Source organism: Escherichia sp. HH091_1A (assembly GCF_030295175.1).
GTDB classification, from domain to species: domain Bacteria; phylum Pseudomonadota; class Gammaproteobacteria; order Enterobacterales; family Enterobacteriaceae; genus Escherichia; species Escherichia coli_F.
In genome coordinates this window covers 4,237,722-4,256,488 of the sequence record NZ_AP025747.1, presented here as the reverse complement: position 1 = coordinate 4,256,488, position 18,767 = coordinate 4,237,722, and the positions used below count along the sequence as shown (strand labels likewise).

Here is an 18,767-nt window from a genome sequence, read left to right as displayed (position 1 = left end):
CAGTTGTAACACGTGTCGTTTGCTTACAGGGATTATGGCGGGTCGATTATGGATAAGAGTAAGCGCCATCTGGCGTGGTGGGTTGTCGGGTTACTGGCGGTGGCTGCCGTCGTGGCGTGGTGGCTGTTGCGCCCGGCAGGTGTGCCGGAAGGCTTTGCCGTCAGCAATGGGCGCATTGAAGCGACGGAAGTGGATATCGCCAGCAAAATTGCCGGGCGTATCGATACCATTCTGGTGAAAGAAGGCCAGTTTGTTCGCGAAGGCGAAGTGCTGGCGAAGATGGATACTCGCGTGTTGCAGGAACAGCGACTGGAAGCCATCGCGCAAATCAAAGAAGCACAAAGCGCCGTTGCCGCCGCGCAGGCTTTGCTGGAGCAACGGCAAAGCGAAACTCGCGCCGCACAGTCGCTGGTTAATCAACGCCAGGCAGAACTGGACTCCGTGGCTAAACGTCATACGCGTTCCCGCTCGCTTGCCCAACGGGGGGCTATTTCTGCGCAACAGCTGGATGACGATCGCGCCGCCGCCGAGAGCGCCCGAGCCGCGCTGGAATCGGCGAAAGCTCAGGTATCGGCTTCTAAAGCGGCTATAGAAGCAGCACGCACCAATATCATTCAGGCGCAAACCCGCGTCGAAGCGGCACAAGCCACTGAACGGCGCATTGCCGCAGATATCGATGACAGCGAACTGAAAGCCCCGCGTGACGGACGCGTGCAGTATCGGGTTGCCGAGCCAGGCGAAGTGCTGGCAGCAGGCGGTCGGGTGCTAAATATGGTCGATCTCAGCGATGTCTATATGACCTTCTTCCTGCCAACCGAACAGGCGGGCACGCTGAAACTGGGCGGCGAAGCCCGACTGATCCTCGATGCCGCGCCAGATCTGCGTATTCCTGCGTCCATCAGCTTTGTCGCCAGCGTCGCCCAGTTCACGCCAAAAACCGTCGAAACCAGCGATGAGCGGCTGAAACTGATGTTCCGCGTCAAAGCGCGTATCCCACCGGAATTACTCCAGCAACATCTGGAATATGTCAAAACCGGTTTGCCGGGCGTGGCGTGGGTGCGGGTGAACGAAGAACTTCCGTGGCCTGACGACCTTGCGGTGAGGTTGCCGCAATGACGCATCTGGAACTGGTTCCCGTCCCGCCTGTCGCGCAACTGGCGGGCGTGAGCCAGCATTATGGAAAAACCGTTGCGCTGAACAATATCACTCTCGACATTCCGGCCCGCTGTATGGTCGGGCTGATTGGCCCGGACGGCGTCGGGAAGTCGAGTTTGTTGTCACTGATTTCCGGTGCCCGCGTCATTGAGCAGGGCAACGTGATCGTGCTGGGCGGCGATATGCGCGACCCGAGGCATCGCCGTGACGTCTGCCCGCGCATTGCCTGGATGCCGCAGGGACTGGGCAAAAACCTCTACCACACCTTGTCGGTGTATGAAAACGTCGATTTTTTCGCCCGCCTGTTCGGTCACGACAAAGCGGAGCGGGAAGTCCGAATTAATGAGCTGCTGACCAGCACCGGGTTAGCACCGTTTCGCGATCGTCCGGCAGGTAAACTCTCCGGCGGGATGAAGCAAAAACTGGGGCTGTGCTGTGCGTTAATCCACGACCCGGAATTGTTGATTCTTGATGAGCCAACAACGGGGGTTGACCCGCTCTCTCGCGCCCAGTTCTGGGATCTGATCGACAGTATTCGCCAGCGGCAGAGCAATATGAGCGTGCTGGTTGCCACCGCCTATATGGAAGAGGCGGAACGCTTCGACTGGCTGGTAGCGATGAATGCCGGAGAAGTACTGGCGACTGGCAGCGCCGAAGAGCTGCGGCAGCAAACGCAAAGCGCCACGCTGGAAGAAGCATTTATAAATCTGTTACCGCAAGCACAACGGCAGGCGCATCAGGCGGTAGTGATCCCACCGTATCAACCTGAAAACGCAGAGATTGCCATCGAAGCGCGCGATCTGACCATGCGTTTTGGTTCCTTCGTTGCCGTTGATCACGTCAATTTCCGCATTCCACGCGGGGAGATTTTTGGCTTCCTCGGTTCGAACGGCTGCGGTAAATCCACCACCATGAAAATGCTTACCGGACTGCTGCCTGCCAGCGAAGGTGAGGCGTGGCTGTTCGGGCAACCGGTTGATCCAAAAGATATCGATACTCGCCGTCGGGTGGGCTATATGTCGCAGGCGTTTTCGCTCTATAACGAACTCACCGTGCGGCAAAACCTGGAGTTACATGCCCGTTTGTTTCACATTCCGGAAGCGGAAATTCCCGCGCGAGTGGCTGAAATGAGTGAGCGTTTTAAGCTCAACGACGTTGAAGATGTTCTGCCGGGGTCATTGCCGCTCGGCATTCGCCAGCGGCTTTCGCTGGCGGTGGCGGTGATTCATCGCCCGGAGATGTTAATCCTCGATGAGCCTACTTCTGGCGTCGATCCGGTGGCGAGGGATATGTTCTGGCAGTTAATGGTCGATCTTTCGCGCCAGGACAAAGTGACCATTTTCATCTCCACCCACTTTATGAACGAAGCGGAACGCTGCGACCGCATCTCACTAATGCACGCCGGAAAAGTGCTTGCCAGCGGTACACCGCAGGAACTGGTTGAGAAACGCGGAGCCGCCAGTCTGGAAGAGGCATTTATCGCCTATTTGCAGGAAGCGGCAGGGCAGAGCAACGAAGCCGAAGCGCCGCCCGTGGTACATGACACCACCCACGTCCCGCGTCAGGGATTTAGCCTGCGACGTCTGTTTAGCTACAGCCGTCGCGAAGCACTGGAACTGCGCCGCGATCCGGTACGTTCTACGCTGGCGCTGATGGGAACGGTGATCCTGATGCTGATAATGGGTTACGGCATCAGTATGGATGTGGAAAATCTGCGCTTTGCGGTGCTCGACCGCGACCAGACCGTCAGTAGCCAGGCGTGGACGCTCAATCTCTCCGGTTCCCGTTACTTTATCGAGCAGCCGCCGCTCACCAGTTATGACGAGCTTGATCGTCGGATGCGTGCGGGCGATATCACGGTGGCGATTGAGATTCCACCCAATTTCGGGCGCGATATCGCGCGTGGTACGCCTGTGGAACTCGGTGTCTGGATCGACGGTGCGATGCCCAGTCGTGCCGAAACGGTAAAAGGTTACGTGCAGGCCATGCACCAGAGCTGGCTACAGGATGTGGCGAGTCGGCAATCCACGCCCGCAGGCCAAAGCGGGCTGATGAATATTGAGACACGCTATCGCTATAACCCGGACGTAAAAAGCCTGCCAGCGATTGTTCCGGTGGTGATCCCGCTGTTGCTGATGATGATTCCGTCGATGTTAAGCGCCCTTAGCGTAGTGCGGGAAAAAGAGTTGGGGTCGATTATCAACCTTTACGTGACTCCTACCACCCGTAGCGAATTTTTGCTTGGCAAACAGCTGCCGTACATCGGGCTGGGAATGCTGAACTTTTTCCTGCTCTGCGCCCTGTCGGTGTTTGTGTTTGGCGTGCCGCATAAAGGCAGTTTCCTGACGCTCACCTTGGCGGCGCTGCTGTATATCATCATTGCCACCGGAATGGGGCTGCTGATCTCTACTTTTATGAAAAGCCAGATTGCCGCCATTTTCGGTACGGCGATTATCACGTTGATTCCGGCGACGCAGTTTTCCGGGATGATCGATCCGGTAGCTTCGCTGGAAGGTCCAGGACGTTGGATCGGCGAGGTTTACCCGACCAGTCATTTTCTGACTATCGCCCGCGGAACGTTCTCGAAAGCGCTGGATCTGACTGATTTGTGGCAACTTTTTATCCCGTTGCTGATAGCCATACCGCTGGTGATGGGCTTAAGCATCCTGCTGCTGAAAAAACAGGAGGGATGATGCGCCATTTACGCAATATTTTTAATCTGGGTATCAAAGAGTTGCGCAGTCTGCTCGGTGATAAAGCGATGCTGACGCTGATTATTTTCTCGTTTACGGTGTCGGTTTATTCATCAGCGACCGTCACGCCAGGATCGTTGAACCTGGCACCGATCGCTATTGCCGATATGGATCAATCGCAGTTATCGAACCGGATCGTTAACAGCTTCTATCGCCCGTGGTTTTTGCCCCCGGAGATGATCACCGCCGATGAGATGGATGCCGGGCTGGACGCCGGACGCTATACCTTCGCGATAAATATTCCGCCTAATTTTCAGCGTGATGTCCTCGCCGGACGCCAGCCGGATATTCAGGTGAACGTCGATGCCACGCGCATGAGCCAGGCATTCACTGGCAACGGTTATATCCAGAATATTATCAACGGTGAAGTGAACAGCTTTGTCGCGCGTTACCGTGATAACAGCGAACCGTTGGTATCGCTGGAAACCCGCATGCGCTTTAACCCGAACCTCGATCCCGCATGGTTTGGCGGGGTGATGGCGATCATCAACAACATTACCATGCTGGCGATTGTGTTGACCGGATCGGCGCTGATCCGCGAGCGTGAACACGGCACGGTGGAACACTTACTGGTGATGCCGATAACGCCGTTTGAGATCATGATGGCGAAGGTCTGGTCGATGGGGTTGGTGGTGCTGGTGGTATCGGGATTATCACTGGTGCTGATGGTAAAAGGCGTGCTGGGCGTACCGATAGAAGGCTCTATCCCGCTGTTTATGCTGGGCGTGGCGCTCAGTCTGTTTGCCACTACGTCAATCGGCATTTTTATGGGGACGATAGCGCGTTCGATGCCACAGCTTGGGCTGTTGGTGATTCTGGTGCTGCTGCCGCTGCAAATGCTTTCCGGTGGCTCCACGCCGCGCGAAAGTATGCCGCAGATGGTGCAGGACATTATGCTGACCATGCCGACGACACACTTTGTCAGCCTCGCGCAGGCCATCCTCTACCGGGGTGCCGGATTCGAAATCGTCTGGCCGCAGTTCCTGACGCTAATGGCAATTGGCGGCGCGTTTTTCACCATCGCGCTGCTGCGATTCAGGAAGACGATTGGGACAATGGCGTGATTACGGGCTTAATCTTCCTTCGGCAAGCACTGCAAATGCCCGTGCCGCACGCCGCGCTGGGCGATAACGTCATCGGCAAAATGTTGCACGTCGCCCATGTCACCTTTCAACACGGCGATTTCCAGACAGTCGTCGTGATTAATGTGCACATGCAGAGTAGCAACCGAGAGATCGTGGTGATGGTGCTGGGTGGAGACAATACGGCTGGCTAAGTCGCGTTTTTCGTGTTCATACACATACGACAGCACCGCGAAACCTTGTGTGCCGTGCTGCTGGGTGGCCTCTTGCGCCAGGGCGCTACGCAGAATATCGCGGATAGCTTCGGAACGGTTGTTATAACCACGACGCTGGCTCAGGCTGTCCAGCGTCTCCAGTAAATCGTCATCAAGGGTGATGGTGACTCGTTGCATTGACTTAAACCTTTTCTGTGGCGCGACGGCGCACTGGGAATGCGGGTAATACCGCGTTTTGTAGCACACGTCCGGCGTCAGAGGAAAAGGTTAATTTATCTCCCACCACCTGGGTTTCGACGATTTGTCCGTTGTCCATCACCATCACTCGCTGGCAAAAGCGCTCCACCAGACGTAAGTCGTGGGTGATAAACAGGCAGGCGGTGCCAAACTGCTGTTGCAGCTTTTTCAGCAGGCGAATGACGCCCGCCTGTAACACGAGATCAAGGTTGGAAACGGCTTCATCCAGAATCAGCAGTTTCGGTTCGACCGCCAGCGCACGTGCCAGGCAGACGCGCTGGAGCTGACCGCCGCTTAACTGCGGTGGGCGTTTGTCGAGCACGCTATCGTCAAGATCGACCGCCTTCAGCATTTCGCTGGCGCGCGCCAGTTGTTCCGATTTTTTCAGTGATAGCAGGTGGCGCATCGGTTCACGCAGGATCTCGCGCACGGTTTTGCGCGGATTCACGGCGCTGATGGAGTCCTGAAATACCATCTGAATATCGCGGCGGAACGCTTTACGCTGGGCGCGATTGAGCTTTGCCAACGATTCGCCGCGCCAGCTAATATTCCCTTGTGAGGGCGACTCTAAGCCTACCAGCAGCCGCGCGAGAGTGCTTTTTCCGCAGCCGCTGCGTCCCAGCAGGGCGACGGTTTCACCGCTTTTCAGGGTCAGCGAAACGTTATTGAGCACTGCCTGATGCTGGTGCTTACCGCTGAATCCACCGTGTGCGTACTGGTGTGAAAGGTCGGAGACGTTAAGTAAAGTCATGATGCCAGCTCCATACCATAAAGCGCGAGGTGAGCAGAAACCAGGCTGCGCGTTACCGCATGTTTGGGGGCGTTAAACAGCGTTTCGACATCGCCCTGCTCAACAATCTTACCGTGAGACATCACCGCCACATCGTCTGCCAGACGCGCTACCACGCCCATATCATGGGTAACCAGCAGCATTCCCGGTGCTTGTTTTTGCATAATGCTTTCCAGCAGATCGAGGATGCGCGCCTGTGCTACCACGTCGAGATCGGTGGTCGGTTCATCGGCGATGATAAACGGTGATTCACATAGCACTGCCATCGCAATCATCATGCGCTGCAACATGCCGCCGCTCATCTCGAACGGGTACAGCTTCAGCACGCGTGCGGCGTTTTCCAGCCCTACCGCTTCTATGGCAGCGGTAAGCGTGGCGTCATCGGCGGGTTTCCCCAGTGCCTGGCAAGTTTCCCGCGCGTGCGTGTGCATGGTGTGCAGCGGATTAAAGGCACTGCGCGGGTTCTGCATGATAGTGGCAATTTTGATACCGCGCAGGGCGCAGGGAGAAACCGGTTTGCCATCGGCCAAAATTTCCCCCGCCGTCTGGCGAACGCCAGCGGGCAGAATGCCCAGCGTCGCGGCACAGGTCAGCGACTTCCCGCTGCCACTACCGCCGACTAACGCCAGCACGCGTCCGCGTTGCAGGGTTAACGATACGCCGTGTACCAGCGGTTGCGCGGCCTGTAGCGCGATATTACGTAGTTCAATCTGTTGCGGCATTAGTGTGCGTGCTCCGTCACCAGATGAGGGTCCAGATGATCGCGCAGTGCGTCACCCACCAGGTTAAAGGCCATCACGCTGATAAACAGCGCCAGTCCCGGCCAGAACATTTGCAGCGGCTGGGTCCAGATATACTGACGTGCATCGTTAATCATCACGCCCCATTCGGCGGTCGGGGCGGTCACGCCGAGACCGAGGAAGGACATCCCCGCGACGTGTAGCATCATATGGCCGATATCCAGCGTCGCCAGCACCAGCAGTGAAGGGATCACCGCGCCCGCCAGATGATCGATAAACACCCGCACATGGCCTGCGCCAGAAAGCCGTGATGCCAGCACAAACTCGCGCTGGCGTAGCGAAATCACCAGACTGCGCACCATGCGCGCGTACCACGCCCAGTGCGACAGGGCGATGGCGATAATCACATTGGTCAACCCGGTGCCGAGCACGCCGACCATAAAGAACGACAGAATCGACGTCGGGAAGGTCATAAACATATCCGCCACGCGCATGGTGGCCTGATCAACGCGCCCGCCAATCAGCCCGGCGCTGCCGCCAATAATCAGCCCTAATGTCAGCACCAACAGCAGGCAGGCCATTACCGAGCCAAGCGACACACGGGTCGCCGCCATCAGCCGTGAGAAAATATCGCGTCCTAAGTGATCGGTGCCCAGCCAGTGCTGTGCATCCGGAGAAAGCAGACGCGACGGCAAATCAATGACCTGGGGATCGTATGGCAGCCACCACTGGCTGGTGAGCGCAATCAGTGCCAGCAGGGCGATAATGATGAGCGCCAGGCGTACCGACCAGCGAGAAGAGAGGAAAAAGTTCACGCGTGCGCTCCTTCATGACGACGAATGCGCGGGTCCAGCGCGGCGTTGAGCAAATCGACAATCAAATTACAGACCACAAAAACCACCACCATCATCAGCGTAAAGCATTGGATCACCGGATAGTCACGGTTGAAAATCGCCGACACCGCATAGCGCCCGACGCCCGGCCAGGCAAAGATGTTTTCGATAATCATCGTCCCGCCAATCAGTTCGCCAATGTGCATCCCCACGGCGGTGATCATCGGCAGCGAGGCATTGCGCAGGATATGGCGGCGTTCGGTCTGTTTGTCGTTCAGGCCGCGCAGTCGCGCCCAGGTCACATGACGCTGACCCGCGACGTCCAGCATACTGGCGCGCAGCAGACGCGCGTTAATCGCCAGCGACATAAAAGCGATGGAAACCGCAGGCAAAATGATATGCTGCCAGCCGCCGTAACCCATCGCGGGCAGCCATTGCAGATACACTGAAAATGCCATCACCAGTAAAAACGCCAACCAGAAGTTAGGCATCGACACGCCAAGAAACGCGATAATACGCACGGCGAAATCCGGCAGGCGGTCGCGATGGCGCGCCGCCCAGATGCCGAGCGGCACGGAAGTGAGCAGAATTAACACTAGCGCCGCGCCCGCCAGTTCCAGCGTGGCGGGTAGGAAGGTCAGCATATCGTCCAGCACCGGGCGTTGGCTGGCGAATGAGATACCAAAGTCAAGATGCAGCGCTTTCCACAACCAGGTTCCGTACTGCACGTACAACGGCTGATCCAGCCCCAGCATGGTGCGGGTAGAAGCCAGCATTTCCGGCGTCGGCGGTAGGTTAGACAGACGCAGATAATCGAGCGCCGGGTCGCCGGTGCCGAGGCGCAGCATCAGAAAAATGATCACCGAGGCGGCGAGCACCATCGGGATCAGCAGCAGAAAGCGGCGTAATACATAACGCAACATTAAGGTTTCACCGGTTTAATCTGTTCGAACGGGATTTCGGTGGCGATCGGCGCGTAGGGGATGTTACCCAGTTCCGGTTTTGAAACCACCATCATTGAGATATAGCTGATGGGCAGATAAACCGCCTCGTCATGCAGACGGGTCAGAATGTCGCGATACAGTGCCTGACGTTGTGTTTCGTCGTGTGTCGCCAGCACTTCGCCAATCTCTTTATCAATCAGTGGCTTGTCGGCTAAACCTTGCTGTGCCTGGAAGTCAGCGTGCGACGGTACGCGCATGGAACTCAGGAAGGCGTGTGGATCGTATGGCGCGCCCCAGGTACGGTGGAAAATCATGCCAAAACGACCGTCGCGCTGACGAGCATAGATACTGCTCTCTTCTTCGCCGATCAGCGTGACATCCGCGCCAATCTGGCGCATATCAGCCTGAATGATTTCTGCCATTGATTTGCTTAACGCATCGGTGCCGATGAACGACAGTTCAATGCGCAGCGGCTGACCATTTTTCTCGCGGATGTCTTTGCCTGCGGGCAGCGTCCAGCCTGCTTGTTCCAGCAACGCTTTCGCTTTCTGCGGATCGTACTGGCGCGGTTTCAGGCCGAGATTGGCATAGGGCACGGAAGGGGCAAACAGGGTGTCGGCGACCTGCTGGGTGCCATACAACGCGTTATCGATCAGCGATTTTTTGTTTACCGCGTAATTGAGCGCTTCACGTACGGCCAGTTCGTTGGTGGGGGCTTTGGCGGTATTAAGCGCCAGCATCACGGTTTCGATCGGCTGTGACAGTTGGGTGTGGTAGGCCGGGTTCTGGCTAAAGCGGGCGAAGGTATCGAGCGGTAATAGCCCTTCATTACCGTATAGCAGATCGATATCGCCAGTTTCAAACGCCACCGCGCGGGTGGTCGGGTCCGGGATCACGTTAAAAGTGATCTTCTTCATCGCCGGCTTTTCGCCCCAGTAGTTTTCGTTACGGACGAAGACATCGTACTGATTCAGTTTCGATTCCTGCAAAACCCACGGCCCGGTGCCAATCGGCGCTTTAATCCCATTCATGGTTTCATGGTTTTTAAACTGAGAGGGGGCGATAAAGCGGAAAGGGCGGGGCAGGGCCAGTTCTTGCAGGAAAGGGTAGTAGGCGCTTTTCAGGGTGATTTGCAGCTCGGTTTTACTGAGAGCTTTGACATCAACAATCTGGTTTGCCAGCTCCAGCCAGGCGTGACGTTGACGGTTGTCGAGCACAGCGCGGAAGTTTTCTGCCGCGGCCTCTGCATCAAACGGTTCACCGTTAGAGAATTTCACATCATCACGCAGGGTGAAGGTCCAGGTTTTGCCATCTTCTGAATGGGTCCAGCTTTTTGCCAGCCACGGGATCACCGAACCGTCTGCCTGATATTTCACCAGTGGTTCATAAACCATGCTCTGGGCGAACATCTGGTTGGGTGTGTAAAGGTGCGGGTTTAGTGGCCCGACATTCACCGGCCAGGCGGTGGTGATTTCATCTGGTGCAGCGGCATGGACGATAAAAGACGCACAAGCCAGCAGCGCAAATAGAGTGCGGCGGAGTGTGGAGAGCATGGTAACCCCAATGGATTAAAATAGATGGCGGAAATAAGTATGACGATTTTAAGTATTCGTCATACTGATAACCTGTTCTGGATCAATAGATGGGCAGTCGGATGGGCTGGTCAGTTAACTGAATCGATCCATTGCACACTGTCGGCGGTGAGCGTAAAGGGAGTAGGGGTGCAGATCGCCAGACTTAAATTTTCAAGCTGACAATGGCTGACTGACAGCGAGGACTGATAGGTGCTGTCTACGCTGACGATTTGCCAGGCGCTGCCGCCACGTTGTTTAACGATGGCTTCTTTGCGTGTCCAGATGCGCCAGAACATTTCCAGTTGCTGATCTGGATGCACGGCGTCCATCTCGGCATGTTCTCCGAGGCTGAACACTGCGTTCGCCAGCCAGCGCCAGTTGGCACGCGGGCGAATCACTTCGATATCGCAGCCGACTTCGCCTTCATCGCTCAACAGTAGGGCAATATCGTCACCGCTATGGCTTAAGTTGAACCATAGCGGAGTCTCCTGGGCGAAAGCGGGTTTGCCTTGTTCACCGTAGATGATGTCCGGTAGTGGAGAAAGCGTGTGTGAAAGCAATGCACGCCCCGCCAGCCAGCGTTCGCGCCGTGGGCCTTGCGGTGCTTTATCGCGTAAAGCCGGTGGCAGTGGAGCTGCGCTTAAGGTCGAAACTTTCCCCAGAACTATCCGATACATATCAGGGCCAACGTTTAATGGAAAATGAAAGTGCGTATCGTATCACTTGTCGCCTCATCCCGGTAACCGACTTTTCGGTCTGCCCGGCCCCAGTAAGATCGCCAGTTTGCTACCGCCTTTGGTGGTTTCCATCCAGATTTTACACACGCTGGTTAATGGTACCGAAAGTAGCATCCCTACCGGGCCGAGCAGCCATCCCCAAATTAACAATGAAAGAAATACCACTATGGTGGACATCCCCAGGCGATGGCCCATCATCCGTGGTTCTAAAATATTGCCGATGACCATATGGACCACTAAAAACAATGCGCCGACCAGAATACATTCGTAAACGCCATTAAACAGCAGCACCTGAATCATTGGCGGTACGGCGGAAATTACCGCGCCGATATTGGGGACGTAGTTAAGCAAAAACGCCAGTACCGCCCACATCAGCGCAAACTGTACGCCCATAAGTTCCAGCCCCAGCCAGACGATAATGCCTGTCCATAAACTTAGCAGTGTTTTCAATGCCAGATAGTGCGAAACACCTTTTAAGGCGCGGTGTAGCCCGGCGATGTGAATCTGTGGATTATTCAACGCAAAACGCATTTTGTAGGGGACGTGGCGTACTTCAAACAGCATGAAAACTACGGTCATCACCAGCAAAAGTACGCTCGCCATTGCCCCGGAAAGCCCGGTCATTAGCGCCGTGGTGAAGGTAACCACTTTTTCCGAGTCCATCCGCTGCAGCATTCGCTCCGGCGACATATGCAAATTAAGAAAAGGCAACATCTCCTGCAATTTAAAAAGTTTGCGCGTCAGCTCCTTATTAAACTTCGGCAGCATAGAGATAAATTCGTTAAACGATGCCGCCAGTACGCCGACCAGCGCGGTTAGTGCGATCAGCATCACCACCACCACAATCGTAATGGCAACGGGGCGTTGTACTCCGCGACGAATAAACCAGGTGACGAGCGGGTTGAGGACGATGGCAAAAAACAGCGCCAGTAACAGTTGCACAATGATATCTGCCGCTGCGTGAATGCCCGCGAGGATCACTACCAGCGAGGCCAGTTTAAGCAGAATGTGCATGCCCGTTTTATCGGGTTGAGGGGTTTCCATTGGGGCTTCCTTGTGACTTTTTGTATTAAGTGTAGCGGGAGTCACGCCAGCAATATTCTGATTCTTACTGCTGATTTTCACGTCAGCACGTGGTAAAAATGAAACACTGTTGTAAAAATGTGGTGATCCTCATGCCCGAACCCGTAGCCGAACCCGCGCTAAACGGATTGCGCCTGAATTTGCGCATTGTCTCCATTGTCATGTTTAACTTCGCCAGCTACCTCACCATCGGGTTGCCGCTCGCTGTATTACCGGGCTATGTCCATGATGTGATGGGCTTTAGCGCTTTCTGGGCAGGATTGGTTATCAGCCTGCAATATTTCGCCACCTTGCTGAGCCGCCCTCATGCCGGACGTTACGCCGATTTGCTGGGACCTAAAAAGATTGTCGTCTTCGGTTTATGCGGCTGCTTTTTGAGCGGTTTGGGGTATCTGACGGCAGGATTAACCGCCAGTCTGCCCGTCATCAGCCTGTTATTACTGTGCCTGGGGCGCGTGATCCTTGGGATTGGGCAAAGTTTTGCCGGAACGGGATCGACCCTATGGGGCGTTGGCGTGGTTGGTTCGCTGCATATCGGGCGGGTGATTTCGTGGAATGGCATTGTCACTTACGGGGCGATGGCGATGGGAGCTCCGTTAGGTGTGATGTTTTATCACTGGGGCGGGTTACAAGCGTTAGCGTTAATCATCATGGGCGTGGCGCTGGTGGCAATTTTGTTGGCTATACCGCGTCCAACGGTGAAAGCCAGCAAAGGCAAACCGCTGCCGTTTCGCGCGGTGCTTGGGCGTGTCTGGCTGTACGGCATGGCGCTGGCGTTGGCTTCTGCCGGATTTGGCGTTATCGCCACCTTTATCACATTGTTTTATGACGCTAAAGGCTGGGACGGTGCGGCTTTTGCGCTGACGCTGTTTAGCTGTGCATTTGTTGGAACGCGATTGTTATTCCCTAACGGCATAAATCGTATCGGCGGCTTAAATGTGGCGATGCTCTGCTTTAGCGTTGAGATTATTGGCCTGCTGTTGGTCGGCGTGGCGACCATGCCGTGGATGGCGAAAATTGGCGTCTTACTCGCGGGGGCGGGGTTTTCGCTGGTGTTCCCGGCATTGGGCGTAGTGGCGGTAAAAGCGGTTCCGCAGCAAAATCAGGGGGCGGCGCTGGCAACTTACACCGTATTTATGGATTTATCGCTTGGCGTGACCGGACCACTGGCTGGGCTGGTGATGAGTTGGGCGGGCGTCCCGGTGATTTATCTGGCGGCGGCGGGACTGGTCGCAATCGCGTTATTACTGACGTGGCGATTAAAAAAACGGCCTCCGGTGGAAGTACCTGAGGCCATCTCATCATCTTAAAACTTACTGAATAACCAGCGTATTAATGATGTTTTCTGCGGTGGTCTGTGCTTTTTGCTGATCGTCAGCTGGCAGCGTAATTTGCATGGTCAGCAGTTGATTACCCACGTTACCCAGAATAACGGAAGAGTACGCCGTCTGGCCTTTCGCGGAGATAATGCTGTCTAACTGCTGCATTTTGTGACCTTTCAGCTCAATGGCTTTATTGGTTACCACTTGCAGCTGCGGATCGCGGCTACGTTGCTGATCTTCCAGGCGCTTCGCCAGCACCGCCAGATCTTCTTTCGGATCATCGCCCATGATGACGATGACTGCTTTTTGCCCGGTGGCGTCGGACCAGACATGCATGTTATTAGCCTGCGTTCCCAGCTTACCGCTCTGGTCGGTCATATCCGCTGGCAGCGAGAAACTTAACTTGCCATCAAGCAGGTTGACGGGATTCCCGGTAGCGTTACTTTCCGCGACCGAACCCTGCGCCGTAGCGTTAGTGTCTTTATCATCACAGGCCGCAAGCCCCATAACCAGCAGGCCAATTCCGACATATTTAACCAGATTGCGCATTGACTTCTTCCTTTCGATAAACGGCCATAACGGCTCATTCATCCATCTTATCACAACTCTGATAACGAACCTTTAACTCGCCTGCAAAGCGTTGATTTCGGATTTATCTGCCAGTCTTTTCAACAGCATATTGAGTAATACGCCATACATTGGCAGGAAGAAAACGATACTGATTAACACTTTGAAACAGTAATCGACCAGCGCGATTTCCATCCAGTGTTCAGCCATAAAGGCATCTGGGCTGCGCCAGAAGGCAATGAAGAAGAAGGCCAGCGTGTCGCTGACGTTACCAAACAGGGTGGAAGCCGTCGGTGCCAGCCACCAGCGACGACTCTGACGCAGGCGGTTAAAAACGTGCACGTCGAGGATTTGCCCCAGCGCGTAGGCCATGAAACTGGCGGTGGCGATACGGGCGACAAACAGGTTGAAGTGGGCGAGCGCGCCGAATCCCTGCCAGGAACCCATATAGAACAGCGACGAGATGACGTAGGAGATCAGTAACGCCGGGATCATCACCGCAAAGATGATACGACGGGCCAGCGGTGCGCCAAAAATACGCACAGTCAGGTCGGTAGCAAGGAAAATAAACGGAAAGCTAAACGCGCCCCAGGTGGTATGGAAACCAAAAATGGATACGGGAAGCTGAACCAGATAGTTACTGGAGGTGATCACCAACAGATGAAATAACGATAACCAGAACAACGCCTTATAGCGTTGAGTTTGCGAGAAAACGTTCATATTGTACCTTTTTGATTAACCATTGGGGTGAGGGAACCCAATACGTACGACACGTCTGTTACCTTAACATAATAACGTGCTGACCCTTTTTTCGAGCCGCCGCATGATACTGCTTTACGTTGACAATGCAATGGTTAATTTTCACGCAATCGTTAACCTGGTTTGCTTACGGACTCACAGGGCGTAAACTAGCGCCGTTTTTTTATGTGATGAGAAGAAAATGACCGATCTCTTTTCCAGCCCTGACCACACACTCGACGCACTTGGCCTGCGCTGCCCGGAACCAGTAATGATGGTGCGCAAAACTGTGCGCAATATGCAGCCAGGTGAAACGTTGCTGATTATTGCTGACGATCCGGCGACGACACGCGATATTCCTGGGTTTTGTACCTTTATGGAACACGAACTGGTTGCGAAAGAGACCGATGGACTGCCTTATCGTTATTTGATTCGCAAATCGGGGTAAGGTGGATCAGGCTAGCGGACCGATCGCGCTCAATTTTGCGGCTTGCAACCGGTTTGTAGGACGGATAAGGCGTTCAAGCTGCATCTGGCGATACGGTGCGCAATGCCTGATGCGACGCTGTCGCGTCTTATCATGCCTACGAGTTCGATGCCCTGTGTAGGCCAGATAAGGCGTTTACGCCGCATCCGGCACGCAAACGTAATGGAATGCACAAATGGATTATTTAATTCCAGTTTGTCTGGCATTGCTGGGATTGCTAGCGATCTTCACCCCCAATTGGCTGATCCCTGTTTTTATCGTCGTGGGGGGATGGCTGGGGGTACTTGCCTGGGGTTGGCTCTGGCTAATGATTTTTTTACCTTTACTTAACGGTGTCGGGCTTGCTTATGCCCTGTGGTTGATGTTCAAAAGGCCATCCATAGCATCCCGCCTGGTTGCTGCATGCTGTGTTATCTCCGTCATTCTGATGTTAGCGCTTTATTATGCTTTCCTGACTATGCCGCCGTTCCCGCCTCAGCACTAAGCCTGATAGCCAGAGGCTATCAGGCAACACTTTTACTTCCTGCGCAACAATCTTAACGCATTCGCTGTCACCAGCACCGTCGCACCCGTATCTGCCAGCACAGCCAGCCATAGTCCGGTCATCCCTAACAGCGTTGTGACGAGGAAGATCCCTTTCAGCCCCAGCGCAATGGTGATGTTCTGGCGGATATTGGCGTGAGTGGCGCGTGCCAGTTCAATCATCTGCGCCAGGCCGCGCAGGTGGTTATGGGTTAATGCTGCGTCGGCGGTTTCCAGCGCCACATCTGTGCCACTGCCCATTGCAATCCCTATGGCGGCAGCTTTCATGGCAGGCGCGTCGTTAATACCGTCACCGACCATCGCCAGAGGCGCATGTTGATTCAGCTCGGTCACCGCTTTGACTTTATCTTCTGGTAATAGGCCCGCTTTAAATTCCAGCCCCAGTTCACCGGCGATTGCCGCCGCTGCGCGTGGATTATCGCCAGTGAGGATCACCCCTTTGACACCCAGGGCGCTCAGTTCGCTGATGGCAGTTGCGGCGTCGGCGCGCAGGGTATCCTGCAATGCAATTACGCCAAGCACGTCATCGTTACGCACTACCAGCACTACCGTTTGCCCGGCGCTTTCCAGTTCATTAATCAAACCAGCAAATGCAACAGCCGGATGTTTTCCGGCAGCGCATATCAACACGCGCTCACCGTTAACCTGCGCTTCAATGCCAGACCCGAGCAGCGCCCGCTGTGATTCGGCGGTGGGAATGGCGAGTTCAGCAACCTGTGCTTCGCGTACGATGGCTTGCGCCAGTGGATGCGTCGCGCCTTGTTCTACCGCCGCTGCCAGCGACAGCAGTTCAGATTCGCTAATACCCGTTGCTGGATGAATCGCGGTAACGCGCGGTTTGCCGACGGTCAGCGTGCCGGTTTTATCAAATGCCACCTGGGTAACACGACCTAGCTGTTCCAGCGCCGCGCCACCTTTAATCAGCGCCCCGCGGCGTGCCGCTGCCGCCAGCCCGGAGGTTATCGCCGCAGGCGTGGAGATAACTAACGCACACGGGCAGCCAATCAGCAGCAGCGTCAGACCTTTATAAATCCACTCTTGCCAGCTGGCGGCAAACAGCAGCGGCGGCACCAGCGTTACCAGCAGGGCGACGGCCATAATCGCGGGCGTGTAGATACGGCTGAAACGGTCGATAAACCGCTCAATGGGCGCGCGGCGCTCTTCGGCTTCTTCGATCAGTTTCAGAATCCGGTCAATGGCGCTGGCACCCGGTTCTGACAGCACTTCCAGCGTTACCAGACGATCTACGCTGGTGGCACCTGCAGGGACTTTATCGCCCGTCGCGCGCTCCACCGGAATGGATTCGCCGGTCAGGGCGCTTTCATCAAAACTGGCAAACGGTGAGAGCAGTTTACCGTCGGCAGGTAAACGCCCACCTGCCGCAACTTCGATAACATCGCCCGGACGCAGGCTGTTAATTGCTACCTCTTCACGCTTGCCATTACGCAGGCGCGTGGCGGTTTCCGGTTTCAGCGCCATTAACGCGCTGACCCCTTGACGTGCGCGGCTGGCGGCCCAGCCTTCCAGTCGTTCACCAATCAAAAATAGCAGCAACACCATCGCAGCTTCGGCGGTTGCGCCAATAAACAGCGCGCCAATGGCGGCTACGCTCATTAACGTTTCAATGGCGAAGTAGCTGCCCGATTTGATCAGTCGTAATGCCTGGCGCGCAATCGGGTACAGCCCAACCAGTGTGGTCGCGATAAACGCCAGTTGACCGAACGGATGATTAAACTGCTCTAGCCCCCAGCTGATTGCCATCATCACGATTAGCGTAATCAGCGGCAGATTCTCTTTCAGGCGTGATGCTTGCGGTTCTACGGCTGCCTGTTCATCGCGCAGGGAATAGCCTGCTTTTTGCACCGCAGATTCAACTTGTGCACGGATGTCATTGTCGGCATCAACCACCAGTTTTTCGGTGGCGAACAGCACCTGCACCTGATTCACACCTGCAAGCTGGCGCACGGCATTTTCTACCTTGCGCGCACAGGCGGCGCAGTCCATGCCGCTGACTTTCCAGCTATAGCGGGTGCCGGAGACGTTTTCAGAGAGCGTTGGCGTGCTGGAACATGCGCCGTCGCAGCAACAGTCGTTGGCGTTCTGAACCGTGGGTAGCGGTTTGAACGCGGCAAATTGAGGGGCTTTCTTGCCGTGATTGTCAGGAGTCGACATGGCATCCTCCGGTTAAGTTTTTCTCATTAACCGAAGGATACACTCTGGAGTCGACTCCAGAGTCAAGTTTTATCAGAGATACAGCGAGCGGACGATGAGGAAGTGACCGGCAAAATAACAAGCGGCGGCAATCGCGTTGTCCGCACGGAAGCGTCGGCGATAGTGGCTACCCAGCCAGACAAAGTTACTTATAAACAGCAACGAAGCGCCGACAAACGCAGAGAGCGCCGGAGCGGTCGGACGGAAGAACCACAGTTCACCTGCCAGCCACACCATCACCAGCGTCATGCCGATAAACGTGCAGATAGGCCAACGATACTCTTCCAGACGCGTCCAGATAATCGCCAGTAACAGCGCACCCAGCACCAGCAACACCAGCGGCAAAGGCCAGAAGAATGAGAGCGTCATCTGGCTGGCGAAATAGATGGTGTACAGCAGGTGCGAGAGGAAAAACGCGCCGATGGCGTACATCAGACGTTGACGTGGCAACAGGGTTAGCGCATCGCCCAGCAGTGAAGCGCACAGCCCTGCCAGCACCAGATAGCTAATGGCGTCGAACATCGGCGCTTGCCATGCCAGTAACAGCAGGAGAAGAAGGGTTAACGGTTTAAACACCCAGCGTTGCCAGGTTGGCCCACGATACGAAGCATCCACAGATAGCCATGCGGAAAGACAGACTGCGATAAACGACCAAAGCATCTTAGTTCCTTGAATTCGTTATTTTTTCGTAAGCGGAATGCCTACGGTCTTGCTTCCAGTTTAGTGGCGAGGGTGGACGGATGACAACACCATAAC

At 55.3% G+C, this 18,767-nt stretch carries 18 protein-coding genes; 6 read left to right on the top strand and 12 right to left on the bottom strand.

Annotation, left to right across the window (positions count from 1 at the left end; translation table 11 throughout):
- Positions 1 to 48 precede the first annotated feature (48 nt).
- From QUF14_RS21375 to QUF14_RS21365, 3 genes are read left to right on the top strand one after another with little or no spacing between them, the layout of a single operon-like run.
- A complete protein-coding gene (locus QUF14_RS21375; RefSeq protein ID WP_000361505.1) occupies positions 49 to 1,116 on the top strand; it encodes an HlyD family secretion protein in 1,068 nt (355 codons plus the stop codon).
- Positions 1,113 to 3,848 carry a ribosome-associated ATPase/putative transporter RbbA gene (gene rbbA, locus QUF14_RS21370; protein ID WP_100733860.1) on the top strand — a complete coding sequence of 912 codons (2,736 nt, stop codon included), beginning with the start codon at positions 1,113 to 1,115 and terminating at the stop codon, positions 3,846 to 3,848. Before QUF14_RS21375 ends, rbbA begins: the two co-directional genes overlap by 4 nt.
- A complete protein-coding gene (locus QUF14_RS21365) occupies positions 3,848 to 4,972 on the top strand; it encodes an ABC transporter permease (RefSeq protein ID WP_024212196.1) in 1,125 nt (374 codons plus the stop codon). The genes rbbA and QUF14_RS21365 overlap by 1 nt, the downstream gene beginning before the upstream one ends.
- Positions 4,973 to 4,980: 8 nt before the next feature.
- On the opposite strand, the gene nikR is transcribed toward QUF14_RS21365, so the two are convergent.
- The 8 genes from nikR to QUF14_RS21325 form a co-directional block, all read right to left on the bottom strand.
- Positions 4,981 to 5,382: a nickel-responsive transcriptional regulator NikR gene (gene nikR, locus QUF14_RS21360; RefSeq protein WP_001190062.1), complete on the bottom strand. Its 402-nt coding sequence runs from the start codon at positions 5,380 to 5,382 to the stop codon at positions 4,981 to 4,983.
- A 4-nt stretch (positions 5,383 to 5,386) separates the two neighbouring features.
- Positions 5,387 to 6,193 carry a nickel import ATP-binding protein NikE gene (gene nikE / locus QUF14_RS21355; RefSeq protein WP_000173700.1) on the bottom strand — a complete coding sequence of 269 codons (807 nt, stop codon included), beginning with the start codon at positions 6,191 to 6,193 and terminating at the stop codon, positions 5,387 to 5,389.
- Positions 6,190 to 6,954, bottom strand: a complete 765-nt coding sequence (nikD, locus tag QUF14_RS21350; protein WP_001136245.1) for a nickel import ATP-binding protein NikD — start codon at positions 6,952 to 6,954, stop codon at positions 6,190 to 6,192. Before nikD ends, nikE begins: the two co-directional genes overlap by 4 nt.
- A complete protein-coding gene (nikC, locus tag QUF14_RS21345; protein WP_001008972.1) occupies positions 6,954 to 7,787 on the bottom strand; it encodes a nickel ABC transporter permease subunit NikC in 834 nt (277 codons plus the stop codon). The genes nikD and nikC overlap by 1 nt, the downstream gene beginning before the upstream one ends.
- On the bottom strand, positions 7,784 to 8,728 hold the full coding sequence (gene nikB, locus QUF14_RS21340) for a nickel ABC transporter permease subunit NikB (RefSeq protein WP_000947081.1): 945 nt from the start codon (positions 8,726 to 8,728) through the stop codon (positions 7,784 to 7,786). Before nikB ends, nikC begins: the two co-directional genes overlap by 4 nt.
- On the bottom strand, positions 8,728 to 10,302 hold the full coding sequence (nikA, locus tag QUF14_RS21335) for a nickel ABC transporter substrate-binding protein (RefSeq protein ID WP_000953373.1): 1,575 nt from the start codon (positions 10,300 to 10,302) through the stop codon (positions 8,728 to 8,730). The genes nikB and nikA overlap by 1 nt, the downstream gene beginning before the upstream one ends.
- A 110-nt stretch (positions 10,303 to 10,412) precedes the next feature.
- A complete protein-coding gene (gene acpT / locus QUF14_RS21330) occupies positions 10,413 to 11,000 on the bottom strand; it encodes a 4'-phosphopantetheinyl transferase AcpT (protein WP_000285761.1) in 588 nt (195 codons plus the stop codon).
- 54 nt (positions 11,001 to 11,054) lie between these two features.
- Positions 11,055 to 12,104: an AI-2E family transporter gene (locus tag QUF14_RS21325; RefSeq protein ID WP_024212197.1), complete on the bottom strand. Its 1,050-nt coding sequence runs from the start codon at positions 12,102 to 12,104 to the stop codon at positions 11,055 to 11,057.
- 98 nt (positions 12,105 to 12,202) lie between these two features.
- Between QUF14_RS21325 and QUF14_RS21320 the strand changes: the two genes are divergently transcribed.
- Entirely contained in the window at positions 12,203 to 13,453 is a 1,251-nt protein-coding gene (locus tag QUF14_RS21320) for an MFS transporter (protein WP_138983882.1), read from the top strand.
- 3 nt (positions 13,454 to 13,456) lie between these two features.
- Here QUF14_RS21320 and dcrB read toward each other — a convergent pair whose 3' ends face one another.
- Together dcrB and QUF14_RS21310 are read right to left on the bottom strand one after the other, a co-directional pair.
- Positions 13,457 to 14,014, bottom strand: a complete 558-nt coding sequence (gene dcrB, locus QUF14_RS21315) for a phage sensitivity protein DcrB (RefSeq protein WP_001245295.1) — start codon at positions 14,012 to 14,014, stop codon at positions 13,457 to 13,459.
- A 72-nt stretch (positions 14,015 to 14,086) separates the two neighbouring features.
- Entirely contained in the window at positions 14,087 to 14,752 is a 666-nt protein-coding gene (locus QUF14_RS21310) for a 7-cyano-7-deazaguanine/7-aminomethyl-7-deazaguanine transporter (protein WP_001100467.1), read from the bottom strand.
- Positions 14,753 to 14,972: 220 nt separating this feature from the next.
- Between QUF14_RS21310 and tusA the strand changes: the two genes are divergently transcribed.
- Both tusA and QUF14_RS21300 read left to right on the top strand, forming a co-directional pair.
- Positions 14,973 to 15,218, top strand: coding sequence for a sulfurtransferase TusA (gene tusA / locus QUF14_RS21305; RefSeq protein WP_000130623.1), 246 nt, complete (start codon positions 14,973 to 14,975; stop codon positions 15,216 to 15,218).
- A 214-nt stretch (positions 15,219 to 15,432) separates the two neighbouring features.
- Positions 15,433 to 15,741, top strand: coding sequence for a hypothetical protein (locus QUF14_RS21300; protein WP_000385055.1), 309 nt, complete (start codon positions 15,433 to 15,435; stop codon positions 15,739 to 15,741).
- A gap of 32 nt (positions 15,742 to 15,773) precedes the next feature.
- Here QUF14_RS21300 and zntA read toward each other — a convergent pair whose 3' ends face one another.
- Together zntA and QUF14_RS21290 are read right to left on the bottom strand one after the other, a co-directional pair.
- Entirely contained in the window at positions 15,774 to 17,972 is a 2,199-nt protein-coding gene (gene zntA / locus QUF14_RS21295; protein WP_000106504.1) for a Zn(II)/Cd(II)/Pb(II) translocating P-type ATPase ZntA, read from the bottom strand.
- 72 nt (positions 17,973 to 18,044) lie between these two features.
- Complete coding sequence (locus QUF14_RS21290) at positions 18,045 to 18,671, bottom strand: lysoplasmalogenase (RefSeq protein WP_000964718.1); 627 nt, start codon at positions 18,669 to 18,671, stop codon at positions 18,045 to 18,047.
- Between the last annotated feature and the right edge of the window lie 96 nt (positions 18,672 to 18,767).

What these genes read in the sequence shown, in the direction of transcription:
- tusA (WP_000130623.1), top strand. Translation starts at nt 14,973, where the DNA reads ATGACCGATCTCTTTTCCAGCCCTGACCACACACTCGACGCACTTGGC.
- nikA (WP_000953373.1), bottom strand. Translation starts at nt 10,302, where the DNA reads ATGCTCTCCACACTCCGCCGCACTCTATTTGCGCTGCTGGCTTGTGCG.
- QUF14_RS21290 (WP_000964718.1), bottom strand. Translation starts at nt 18,671, where the DNA reads ATGCTTTGGTCGTTTATCGCAGTCTGTCTTTCCGCATGGCTATCTGTG.
- zntA (WP_000106504.1), bottom strand. Translation starts at nt 17,972, where the DNA reads ATGTCGACTCCTGACAATCACGGCAAGAAAGCCCCTCAATTTGCCGCG.
- QUF14_RS21300 (WP_000385055.1), top strand. Translation starts at nt 15,433, where the DNA reads ATGGATTATTTAATTCCAGTTTGTCTGGCATTGCTGGGATTGCTAGCG.
- nikD (WP_001136245.1), bottom strand. Translation starts at nt 6,954, where the DNA reads ATGCCGCAACAGATTGAACTACGTAATATCGCGCTACAGGCCGCGCAA.
- dcrB (WP_001245295.1), bottom strand. Translation starts at nt 14,014, where the DNA reads ATGCGCAATCTGGTTAAATATGTCGGAATTGGCCTGCTGGTTATGGGG.
- QUF14_RS21310 (WP_001100467.1), bottom strand. Translation starts at nt 14,752, where the DNA reads ATGAACGTTTTCTCGCAAACTCAACGCTATAAGGCGTTGTTCTGGTTA.
- rbbA (WP_100733860.1), top strand. Translation starts at nt 1,113, where the DNA reads ATGACGCATCTGGAACTGGTTCCCGTCCCGCCTGTCGCGCAACTGGCG.
- QUF14_RS21325 (WP_024212197.1), bottom strand. Translation starts at nt 12,104, where the DNA reads ATGGAAACCCCTCAACCCGATAAAACGGGCATGCACATTCTGCTTAAA.
- acpT (WP_000285761.1), bottom strand. Translation starts at nt 11,000, where the DNA reads ATGTATCGGATAGTTCTGGGGAAAGTTTCGACCTTAAGCGCAGCTCCA.
- QUF14_RS21320 (WP_138983882.1), top strand. Translation starts at nt 12,203, where the DNA reads ATGAAACACTGTTGTAAAAATGTGGTGATCCTCATGCCCGAACCCGTA.
- QUF14_RS21365 (WP_024212196.1), top strand. Translation starts at nt 3,848, where the DNA reads ATGCGCCATTTACGCAATATTTTTAATCTGGGTATCAAAGAGTTGCGC.
- nikR (WP_001190062.1), bottom strand. Translation starts at nt 5,382, where the DNA reads ATGCAACGAGTCACCATCACCCTTGATGACGATTTACTGGAGACGCTG.
- nikB (WP_000947081.1), bottom strand. Translation starts at nt 8,728, where the DNA reads ATGTTGCGTTATGTATTACGCCGCTTTCTGCTGCTGATCCCGATGGTG.
- nikE (WP_000173700.1), bottom strand. Translation starts at nt 6,193, where the DNA reads ATGACTTTACTTAACGTCTCCGACCTTTCACACCAGTACGCACACGGT.
- QUF14_RS21375 (WP_000361505.1), top strand. Translation starts at nt 49, where the DNA reads ATGGATAAGAGTAAGCGCCATCTGGCGTGGTGGGTTGTCGGGTTACTG.